The following is a 10,479-nucleotide window of genomic DNA, read 5'->3' as shown; positions in this document are numbered from 1 at the left end:
AACAAAATCTCAAGCTTCGTTAACAAGATAGTTAGTAAGTCATTAGAAACAGCTGAAAAAGGTATGAGAGACGGCCGTGTTTACGCAAACTTCAGCTTTGATGATGGCGATAAATTTAAAAACAAAAAGTTCGCTACGCTTAAACTTGATGTCGATAAGAATAAAAAATATGATTTGATTATAAATAATACTAATGAAAAAGTAGAGATACTTCCATCGAGCTCAGATCAAATTGAGATCTATGGCAAAATCTATTACACAGATAAAAAAGATATTCCCGCTGATTATGAATTTATAAACTGTTTTATCGATGAAAAAGAAATACTTATCGAGCCAAACTACGAAAGTTTAACTAAAAAAGATTTTGCAGTAAGCTTAAAAGTCTTAATACCAGCTTTAAACTTTACTAAAGTTGATGTAAAGACAAGCAATGACAAGATAGTTCTTGACTCAGTCAATTGCGACGAGCTATACTTAACAACAAGCAATGACAAAATCAAGATTGAAGACTCAATCATCGGCAAATCAGAACTTAAAACTACTAACGATTCAGTTAAGATAAAGGACGCTAAGTTCACTGACCTTCTTATAAATACAACAAACGCTGAAATAACTATGCATAACACACCATTCGTTAATTTAGAAGCTCACACAACAAACGCTTATGTTGACGTGAAAGATGTCTTCAACTGCGCTGAAAATATTATAATAACAAATAGTAATGGACCTGTCACAGTTGAATTAGAAAGCGTTAGCAGAAATGTCAAATTTAATCTAAGAGGACTAAGTAAATACACTTGCCCAGCCATCTTCGATGACAGCAGATTTAAGCTTGATGAAGACGGTGACGAATTAAGCACAGCAGTACTTAATAACAATTCAGACCTTACTCTATTCGGTGATATAAAGACAAGCAATGGACCTATCATCATCGAATAAGTCTAATATTCCCATCACAAATCCTGATCACATATGTGGTCAGGATTTTTTTCTTTACAAAGCTGTTAAATTCCTTGTAAATCGAAGTCTTTTAATGTATAATTATAATGTTGAAATTAAAAAACTTTTAAATATATAGGAGATAATAATGAAAATAAATAAAATAAAAATAAAATTTAATATATTTGCCCTGCTAATAACGCTGAGCGTATTTTTACTCATGCTAGGTGCAAAAAATATAGCTTACGCAGAGGAAGCTATTAAGGATCCTGAGAAAACTGAGGAAACTACGGAGACTAAAGAAGCTGATGAAACGAAAGAAAGTAAAGAAGATAAAGAAACTAAAGAAGATAAAGAAAGTAAAGAAAGTAAGGAAGATGGCTTTGAGTTTAAAGGTGCCAAGCTTAAGTTTATCACAGGCACTTTTGATGGCAAAGACAGTTTAGATATTGATTTTCCTATAGAAATGAAAGACGCGAGTGCTGAATACATTGATGAGGCTGCGAAAATCATTAGCATAGAGAAAAAAGAATTCAATGTGAAAAATCCAAACATAGTCATTTTGCATAGCGGCGAAAAATACTATGTGATTACGGCCATCAACGCATATAAAGATGTTCAAGACAATATTATTGACAAAGTGAATATCGAGAGCGAACTTACTTATGACAAGACAAAGCTAAAGATAAAACTAAAGCTAAAGGATATCAAAGACGAGATAAAAGACATTAAATACAGCATTTGCTACGCGAGCATGGATGAAAAACCATTCCAAACGCCGGAAGCGTTTAAACTTGTCGACATGAAGTACAGACTGCCAAAGCACTGCATAATTCCTGACGGCTACTACTACGAAATGAATCCGCGCTCGGTGCCATATAAGGAGAGCTACTTCTTTATGCAAGGCGCTATATATATTGCAAACACTCATCTAGATACGATAGACAGTAAATTCTCTCAAGCTATGACAGCAAAGCTTATAGACGATACAGCGAAGAAGCTTAATAACGAAGGCTACTATCCTATTCCATATAGAAGTGAGTGGCTAAAGGCTGATTACAACATTGAGAAAGGCTACTTCGATACAAGATGGAATCTTGATTACACCTACATTTGCTTGAGAATGTACGAGAAGTTTCAAGATGAAAAATATTTAGATCTTGCGGATAAGGTTTTAACTTATTACAAAAAATACGCTAATCAAAACGCAATCAAAATTCCTTATAAAGAAGATGCCTGCCTGGTTATGGACTACGGCGCTGAGTACTACATCGGCATGACGCACTCTTCACTAAACCATCACCTAATGGGCTTAAAGGCTCTTATGTACGAAGACCTTCTTAAAGAAAAGCCTGTCAACACTGAATTTATAAAGAAGATGCTAAATGGTGTTGAAGCGACTTGCAATAGCTGGATTAAGAAGAACGGCGATCTTGAATACGCCATCTTTGTTAATGGTACTTATGGCCTTAAAGATTATCCAGATTTAACATTAAATGACTTGAGAGACTGTCAAGCACTTCACGAAAAGCTTTATAAAAGCAAAAATGCTTCCTTAGAGACATTAATAGTATCGAAGCAAGCGTGGTATGACAATGTTTATAAAAAGCAAGTAAGTAAAAAGAAATAATGATACAAAGAGGCTAGTCAAATAAAGATTAGCCTCTTCTATATTAATCGTATTGAATAAATCACAAAAATGCCTTTCTTGTAAAAACAAGAAAGGCATTTCTTATACTAATTGTTTTGTTCGTCTATTATCTTTTGGAGCTCTTTCATAAATGATTGAGTATCTTTAAACTCTCTGTATACTGAAGCAAATCTTACATAAGCTACTTGGTCTATCTCCTTAAGGCCTTGCATAATAAGTTCGCCTACTTCGGTAGATGAAACTTCTTTCTTCATCGTGCTCATAAGCTTTTCTTCGACACTATCTGCCAAGCCTTCAATTTGACTTAGGCTAACAGGTCTTTTCTCGCAAGATTTGATTACGCCCTTTAATATCTTACTTCTGTCAAATGTCTCTCTGTCTCCGTTTTTCTTGACAACTATTAAAGGTGTTTCTTCAATTTTTTCATATGTTGTAAATCTTTTTTTACAGCGAAGACACTCTCTACGTCTCCTAATCGCAGTACCCTCATTAGTAGGTCTTGAATCTAGTACTTTTGAATCTTCGTAAGAACAAAAAGGACACTTCATAATTAATTATTCTTTAAAAAATCAGGTACTAATAAAGAATCGTCGAAGCTTGAAGTAGGTTCACTTCTCTTTTCTTCGTACTTTTCTTCTTCTACATCAGAATCCTTATTTGAATCTTTTTTAGCAGGTTTAGATCCATCTTCAAATTCTGTAGCGATAACAGTTATCTTGATAGAATCGCCAAGGCTTTCATCGATACCAGCACCGAAGATGATGTTTGCATCGTCAGCAACTGATTGTCTGATTAAGTCTGCGGCTTCATTTACTTCGAACATACCAAGGTCTGTACCACCAGTGATATTTAATAGAACGGACTTAGATCCTTCTATGGATGTTTCAAGTAGTGGTGACTTGATAGCAAGTTTAGCTGCGTCAGTAGCTCTGTTGTCTCCTTGAGCAAAGCCTATACCCATGTGAGCAATACCCTTTTGTTCCATGATAGTCTTAACGTCAGCAAAGTCTAGGTTGATTAGGTTTGGTACACTGATTAAATCAGATATACCTTGTATACCTTGTTTAAGTACTTCGTCAGCCATAATGAAAGCATCTTTTAATGATGTTTTCTTGTCAGCTATTTGAAGAAGTCTGTCATTTGGAATAGTTACTAGAGTGTCAACTACTTCAAGTAATTGGCTAATTCCTTGAGATGCATTCTTTGCTCTCTTCATACCTTCAAAGCCAAATGGTCTAGTTACAACACCTACAGTTAGTATGCCTTGTTCCTTTGCTAATTGCGCAATGATAGGTGCAGCACCAGTACCTGTTCCACCGCCCATGCCGGCTGTGATAAATACCATGTCAGTGCCTTTAAGCATTTCAGTGATGCCTTCTTTATCTTCAAGAGCTGCTTGTGAACCAACTTCTGGGTTAGCTCCAGCGCCTAAACCTTTTGTAACCTTATCCCCTATTTGAATTTTGTTTTGTGCCTTTGATGATGCAAGAGCTTGTCTATCTGTGTTAACTGCAATAAATTCAACACCCTTTACGCCTGCATCAACCATTCTGTTAACAGCGTTGTTACCTGCTCCACCAACACCTATAACTTTAATTTTGGCAAATTGGTCAATTTCTACATCAAAATCAATCATTTACGAATCCTCCTTTTATACTAAGTATTTAATTATTTACTCTATTACTTATATTCTACCACAAAATCTACATTTTGTTTAGTATTTTTCTTCTAATTGTCGCAAAATTGTTAAAAATTCTTCCTCCAAAGACGAAAATCGCCGCATAATATAAAGGAATGCTAAGAATATCGCCTAGCCAAGTAAGCAGTGCCGCGATTAGCGAGTTACCAATAAGGCCCGATAAAAAAAGCTTATTGTTAAAATTGTTGTCCATGTGTGCGTTAATACCGCCAAAAACTGAGTCAATCGCAGCTAGTAGCGCCATGGATATATACAAGGAATAATATGGATTGTAGCTATATGGAACCACATAGCCTATAATTATCCCGATTATTATACCAATGATTGCAATAATCATTTTTTATCCTCCCCCGTCAATTTTTCTGAATATATAATCTTGTCTTCGTCTATCTTTTTCTTAACAAGAACATTTTCACTTTGCTCTATATCAAGCTTAATTGGGTTTATGGTCTCTAAGATACTAGCAAAAGTGCCTGGCGACTTAATCGCTGAGTAAAGCTTATCGCTATTGCCTATTGCCTTTATAACAAATGGCGCGCCCTTTGTTCTTCCATTGAGCCTAACAACTGGTCCGTTGCACTTAACGCCAGTTCTCGAATAAACTCTTAAATCGTTTATGGAGATGGCTTCGGCGCCTGAATCCTTTAGGTCGTTGATTATCCTTAGTAAGTCGCTATCGTGAACCACATCCGTCCTCCTGACAGGCCTATCAACAGCTTCTTCTCTTATAGTAAGTACTATGCCTGGTCCTTCAAGATCAACGTCACCCGATATCATCTGATAAAATAATTTCTCTTCATTTAAAAAAGCTAAAAAATCACTATCATTCTTAACTAATTTTTCCAAAGTCTCAAGCTTTTTCTCTTGCTTGTCAAGCTCCTCATTAATGCTCTTGATCTCTTCCTTTAAATTCTTTACCTTGATGCTTGTCTCTTTCATCTTGTTTATGCTTAATGGCTCGTAAAATTCCCTATCGGTCTTTAAGTACAAGCCAAGAAAGATACCTACAAGTATATAAATTATGACAAGCAGCACGCGTTTAATCTTATGCTTCATTCTTGCGCGTCATTAGCAGGCTTTGCATATAGAAAGTCTATGCTCTTTTTGTATCTCGGTATAAGTATATCGTCTCTAACAGTTAAAACGACTTGATAATTATAGTTTTGCAGTTCGTCTTTAATGCCGCCTTTAAACTCAATAGCCGATTGCATTGTGTCAGCGTCGCCTATAGCCTTTATAACTATTGGCGCAGACGTACTTACTCCGCCAACTTCTATATGTTTACCTGCACTTACTATCTCAGTAAATGATGTGTATCTCTCTTCATTTATGGATATAGCCTCAGCTCCAGCGCTATTTAATACACTAATGGCGCTAAGAATTAGATCTATATCGTTTTGTATGCCAAAGCTCACTTCACCATCGGCAAGTTTTGGTTCATCTATAGTTAGTATAATGCCCTTGCCTTTTAGATCTGTATAGCCAGCTATCATCTTATATTTTTCAGTTTCTTCGTATAATTTTTTTGCTATCTCATTATTGCTCGAACCAGGTTTTTCATACTCTCTAAGCTTTTCTTCTGTCTCGTCTAGCCTTTGTAATAAGCCGTCTCTCTCTTCTTTAAGGGATTTAACTCTTTGAGCTAGCTCTTGCGCCCTCTTTACATTTAGAGGGTTGCCAACAGTTTTCTTCACTGTCTTAAGCTGCATAGTTATTGAAAGACCAATAATAACACTGGCTATAAATAGCAATATTTTTTTCTTATCAATTTTCATCTATTCACCATTATCTAAAACTACAACAGGCGCTTTGCCCTTATTAAACATAATCATCCTAGGTACTTGTCCTTTGTCCTTAAACTTAATCATGAGCGCATTTAAGACCTTCATCTTGTATCTAACGTCCTTAAGCTCGCCAAGCTGAACGACAAGGCCACTCCTATAGTTTAGAGAAACTTCTAAGTCCGCATTCTTCTCTATAGTCTTGATCTCTTTCACTAAATTATTCGCACTTATCTCAACTATCAGCTCTTCAAGTGAAGCGCCGACCTCGGTATTGTAAAAATTTTCGCCTTGTTCAAGATGAGTCTTGTCAAAATTCTTTATAAGCGGGTAGCCTTCCTTATATGAACTGCTGTTCTCAAGGACAGTGCCTTTCTCGTCTATGTAAATGTATTTTGAATCGCTAAAAAATTCTGCCGCGATTAATCTTTCCTTAATTTCAATCGTTACAGTATCCTTTGATGATCTACTTAAGTGCGCGTACTCAACATATGGATTTATCTTAATCTTAGCCTTTGCTTCAGTAAGGCTTTGCTTAAGAATATTTTCTCCAATTTCAAGTTCACTCGCCTTGATTATATCATCAGTCGACAAATTTTTGTTGCCACTAACATTTATATGCTTTAGACCAAAGAGCTTTGTATTGAATATAAATAATATGAACGCAAAAACAATGACAGTGATTACGAAGAACCTCAAAAGACTTCTCCTTCTTTGCCTTTCTCTCTGTATTCTTTTTCTCCTCATATCCTGTTTACTCATCGGTTCCATAATTTCACCTTTAAATAGTTTTTATAATTATATCATATATTTCATCAATTGCGTTCTTGACAAATATATTCTTAAGCCCCTTTTGCATAGACATGTAAATATCTTCGTTATGAAGTATATTATTGACCTCATCATATAATAAATCTTCGTTAAGGTCCTTTTCAAGTATCATCTTAGCCGCGCCCATATCTTCAAAGTAGCGTGCATTGTACTCTTGGTGGTTTTCAACTACATAAGCCTTTGGAATAATTATAACTGGCTTAGCTACACATGATACCTCATTTAAAGTAAGTGCACCAGCACTTGTGATAGCCATGTCAGCGTCAATCAAAGCCTTTGGCATGTCATATAGATACTCGCCTACACGAACGTTTGATTTAGTATAATCAATGCCGTCTTTGTCAAGCTCTTCCTTAAACCAGCCGTATGAATATGTTCCGCTCACGTGGAAGATGTTAAAGTCCATGTCTTTATAATGTTTCTTGATCATGGCAAGAACATTTTCATTGATGGACTTTTGTCCACCGCTTCCGCCAAATGATAAGACGACTTTTTTGCCATTGTCAAAGTCATAGTAAGGCTCATGGCTAGCCTTGTCATGAATACCGTCAAATTCTTCTCTAATCGGTATGCCAACTATATCCGTAATATCTTCTCTCTTAAGAAGCTTCTTTGTGTTCTCGTTAGTAACTAGTATCCTAGTCGCTCTCTTCTTTAAAAGCCTTGTAGTTATGCCCGCGTGAACGTTTAGCTCGAAGATCATCGACTTGATCTTTTTCTTCTGAGCCGCATAAACAAGTGGACCTGAAACGTAGCCTCCTGTTCCTATGACAAGGTCTGGCTTAAAATCTTTGATTATCTTCTTGCACTCGTCAAGCGATTTAAAAAGCAGTCTCAAAAATTTAAAAGCATCCTTCGGGTTCTTCTTAGGTATTTTAACTATGTTTATGCCTTTAAACTCAATATCTTCCTTGGCAACAAGCCTTTCCTCAAGACTGCCATTCCTGCCGACGTATATAACTTCGTGATTATTCTCAATCAATTTCTTTGCTATGGTCATGGCTGGGTATATATGCCCACCAGTGCCACCACCAGTTACGATAAATCGCATTATTTCACCTCTGAATTTGCACTCTTAGATATATTTAACAGTACCGCTGTTAGTATCATGTAAATAATTAAGGATGTACCGCCATAACTAATGAATGGCAGTGTGATTCCCTTCGAAGGAACCAAATTTACTGATACTGCTGCATTGATCCAAAATTGTATAGCTATCAAGGAGCTGATGCCACTTGCTAGCATAAGACCGTATCTATCCTTTGCCCTAGCCGCTGTTAAGTATCCTTTTATAATTATAACAGAAAATAGGGCAACAATGCAAATCATTCCTAAAAAACCTAATTCTTCGCCGCAAACAGCTAGTATATAGTCATTATACACTTCTGGTATATAGAAAAACTTTTGAGTGCTGTGGCCAATGCCTACGCCCGATAGACCGCCATTGGCATAAGCAAATAAGCTTTGTGCTGGCTGCCAACCCGTGTCTCTGATGTTTTTAATTGGGTCTTTATAGGCAAAGAACCTGTTTCTTCTATATTCATTTCTATATATGGCTAGGTATATACCAAGTACTGCAGCTCCAATGGCTGGCGGTATCACAGTTAGTGGCGCGCCTCCGATGAAGTACATAATTGATAGTGCTCCAGCAACTGTAACAGCTGTACCTAAGTCCTTTTGTATGTATATTAAAAATGTGAAGAAAAGTATAATAGCTGCAGGAACTAAAACAATGTTTTGAAAATTTCTCCTGCGCAAATTAATTTTGCTCATGTATGAGGCCATGCAGAAAACTGCCGCAACCTTGATTATATCAGACGGCATAAATGAAAATCCGCCCACATTTATCCATCTTCTTGAGCCTTTACCAAAGTCTGTTCCTAATGAAGTAAACTTTAGTAATAAAACCAAGACAATACTCGATATTATCATAAGGCCTATGAAAAATTTCGAATCATACTTTTTATAGTCAATTCTATAAGCAAATAAAGACAGTATCGCCCCTGCTAATACAAAGACTAAGTGCCTTGTAAGGAAGTATACGCCGCCATATTTACCCCCTTCAAGCCTGTAGCTATAAGGATAAGAGCTCGTATACACAAGTATGATACCTAAAATTATTAGGCATACTACAGATATTAAGATGTGATAATCAGGTGCACTGTTTTTACTCTTGTTCATTTACTTCAACTCATTTACTAATTTTTTAAATTCAAGTCCGCGTTCTTTGTAATTTTTGTATATTCCCCAGCTCGCGCACAATGGTGATAGTAAGACTACATCGCCTTTTTGAGCATCTAATTTAGCTGCTTTTACTGCTTCACTCATATTGTTAACGATAGTTATATTTTCATAGCCAATGTTGGTGAAGGCTTCTTTTATCTTATCTTTTGTTTGGCCAAATAGTATTAGGCTCCTAATTTTGTTCTTTGTCTTAGATGCAAAGTCCTCGAACGGTATGTTCTTGTCATAGCCCCCTGCTATAAGCACTATGCTCCTATCAAAGGCTTCAACCGCTTTAAGCGACGCATCTGGATTAGTTCCCTTGGAGTCATTGTAGTAGTCAACCCCATCAAGTTCCCTTACGAACTCAATCCTATGTTCAACGCCTTTAAAAGCCTTTATCTCTTTAACTATATCTTCTCTTTTTACTCCAAAAACTTCTAATGCAAGTGTCGCCGCCATGAGATTTTCATAATTATGGCGACCCTTTATAAATATATCGTCCTTATTAATAACTACTTCGCCATTTTTATCAACGATGTTTGGAGCGATGTAGCTCATGTCCTTAAGCTCTTTTTCTTTTGAAGTGAAATATAGTATATTTGTATCTTGATCAACTTTATTTAAGGCAATATCGTCATAATTAAGTATCAAATATGAAGATTTATCCATATTTTGATAGATTTTCTTCTTTGCTTCTTCATATGCCTTGAAAGAACCGTGCCAGTCCAAGTGATCTGGTGTTATGTTTAGTATGATGGCAATGTTTGGCTTAAAGTCTTTTGTGTACTCTAATTGGAAGCTTGATGCTTCAATCACGTGTGTATCATAGTTCTCCGCTTCAAGTAGAGGCGAAACACCGATGTTACCTATGACATTGACATTGTAGCCAAGGTCTTTAAGCACTTCGCCGATAAATGTTGTTGTAGTTGTCTTGCCATTGGTTCCAGTGATAACTATAAATTTATGATCTTTAAAATCTCTGTATAAAATTTCTACGTCAGAGACTATCTCGACATTTTTGTCTACAAGGTAGCGAATTATATCTGATGAAGGCTTTATTCCAGGGCTCTTTAATACAAAAGTGAAATCGATTGCATCAAGCTCAGTCCTTGTTAAAAACTTTACATCGTCAAGGTTTTCATTTGCTCTGTCCTTTAAGATTTGATCCATATTGTCATCGTAGACATAAACATTAGCCCCTTTACTTATAAAGTATAAAGAAGCTCCATAACCAGATATTCCATATCCTAAAATTAGAATATTTTTGTCCTTGTAGTCCATAATATCACCTCAAAAATATTACTAGCGATGCGGCGCACAAAATGAGTGTCCATGCGCAGAACATCACGACA

General features: G+C 36.2%; 11 protein-coding genes. 2 read left to right on the top strand and 9 right to left on the bottom strand.

The annotated features are described in order from the left end of the window. The coding region (locus tag Q0E71_RS05635) for a hypothetical protein (RefSeq protein ID WP_294796885.1) at positions 1-939 on the top strand (939 nt) is incomplete at its 5' end. 148 nt (positions 940-1,087) lie between these two features. Beyond that, entirely contained in the window at positions 1,088-2,569 is a 1,482-nt protein-coding gene (locus Q0E71_RS05630; protein WP_294796884.1) for a hypothetical protein, read from the top strand. A 107-nt stretch (positions 2,570-2,676) separates the two neighbouring features. Here Q0E71_RS05630 and nrdR read toward each other — a convergent pair whose 3' ends face one another. From nrdR to murD, 9 genes are all read right to left on the bottom strand, one after another. Further along, positions 2,677-3,138: a transcriptional regulator NrdR gene (gene nrdR, locus Q0E71_RS05625; protein WP_058260143.1), complete on the bottom strand. Its 462-nt coding sequence runs from the start codon at positions 3,136-3,138 to the stop codon at positions 2,677-2,679. Positions 3,139-3,140: 2 nt separating this feature from the next. After that, the gene (ftsZ, locus tag Q0E71_RS05620) at positions 3,141-4,226 is read right to left on the bottom strand and encodes a cell division protein FtsZ (RefSeq protein WP_294796882.1); all 1,086 of its coding nucleotides are present in this window, start codon (positions 4,224-4,226) and stop codon (positions 3,141-3,143) included. Positions 4,227-4,293: 67 nt separating this feature from the next. Then, on the bottom strand, positions 4,294-4,623 hold the full coding sequence (locus Q0E71_RS05615) for a small basic family protein (RefSeq protein ID WP_367116823.1): 330 nt from the start codon (positions 4,621-4,623) through the stop codon (positions 4,294-4,296). Further along, a complete protein-coding gene (locus Q0E71_RS05610) occupies positions 4,623-5,345 on the bottom strand; it encodes a DUF881 domain-containing protein (RefSeq protein WP_294796878.1) in 723 nt (240 codons plus the stop codon). Before Q0E71_RS05610 ends, Q0E71_RS05615 begins: the two co-directional genes overlap by 1 nt. Beyond that, positions 5,342-6,064: a DUF881 domain-containing protein gene (locus tag Q0E71_RS05605; RefSeq protein WP_294796876.1), complete on the bottom strand. Its 723-nt coding sequence runs from the start codon at positions 6,062-6,064 to the stop codon at positions 5,342-5,344. Before Q0E71_RS05605 ends, Q0E71_RS05610 begins: the two co-directional genes overlap by 4 nt. Next, the gene (locus Q0E71_RS05600; protein WP_294796875.1) at positions 6,065-6,769 is read right to left on the bottom strand and encodes a cell division protein FtsQ/DivIB; all 705 of its coding nucleotides are present in this window, start codon (positions 6,767-6,769) and stop codon (positions 6,065-6,067) included. It lies immediately after the preceding gene. Positions 6,770-6,851: 82 nt separating this feature from the next. Beyond that, positions 6,852-7,952, bottom strand: coding sequence for a glycosyltransferase (locus Q0E71_RS05595; protein WP_294796873.1), 1,101 nt, complete (start codon positions 7,950-7,952; stop codon positions 6,852-6,854). Beyond that, on the bottom strand, positions 7,952-9,082 hold the full coding sequence (locus Q0E71_RS05590) for an FtsW/RodA/SpoVE family cell cycle protein (RefSeq protein ID WP_294796871.1): 1,131 nt from the start codon (positions 9,080-9,082) through the stop codon (positions 7,952-7,954). Before Q0E71_RS05590 ends, Q0E71_RS05595 begins: the two co-directional genes overlap by 1 nt. After that, positions 9,083-10,408, bottom strand: coding sequence for a UDP-N-acetylmuramoyl-L-alanine--D-glutamate ligase (murD, locus tag Q0E71_RS05585; protein WP_294796869.1), 1,326 nt, complete (start codon positions 10,406-10,408; stop codon positions 9,083-9,085). It lies immediately after the preceding gene. Between the last annotated feature and the right edge of the window lie 71 nt (positions 10,409-10,479).

It is taken from the genome of uncultured Fenollaria sp. (assembly GCF_934202865.1).
GTDB lineage: Bacteria > Bacillota > Clostridia > Tissierellales > Peptoniphilaceae > Fenollaria.
The sequence above is the reverse complement of the archived record's forward strand: the minus strand, read 5'-3'. Positions and strand labels throughout refer to the sequence as shown.

Bases quoted from the DNA above. Each gene is read 5' to 3' on its own strand.
- Q0E71_RS05630 (WP_294796884.1), top strand. From the start codon at position 1,088: ATGAAAATAAATAAAATAAAAATAAAATTTAATATATTTGCCCTGCTA.
- nrdR (WP_058260143.1), bottom strand. From the start codon at position 3,138: ATGAAGTGTCCTTTTTGTTCTTACGAAGATTCAAAAGTACTAGATTCA.
- ftsZ (WP_294796882.1), bottom strand. From the start codon at position 4,226: ATGATTGATTTTGATGTAGAAATTGACCAATTTGCCAAAATTAAAGTT.
- Q0E71_RS05610 (WP_294796878.1), bottom strand. From the start codon at position 5,345: ATGAAGCATAAGATTAAACGCGTGCTGCTTGTCATAATTTATATACTT.
- Q0E71_RS05605 (WP_294796876.1), bottom strand. From the start codon at position 6,064: ATGAAAATTGATAAGAAAAAAATATTGCTATTTATAGCCAGTGTTATT.
- Q0E71_RS05595 (WP_294796873.1), bottom strand. From the start codon at position 7,952: ATGCGATTTATCGTAACTGGTGGTGGCACTGGTGGGCATATATACCCA.
- Q0E71_RS05590 (WP_294796871.1), bottom strand. From the start codon at position 9,082: ATGAACAAGAGTAAAAACAGTGCACCTGATTATCACATCTTAATATCT.
- murD (WP_294796869.1), bottom strand. From the start codon at position 10,408: ATGGACTACAAGGACAAAAATATTCTAATTTTAGGATATGGAATATCT.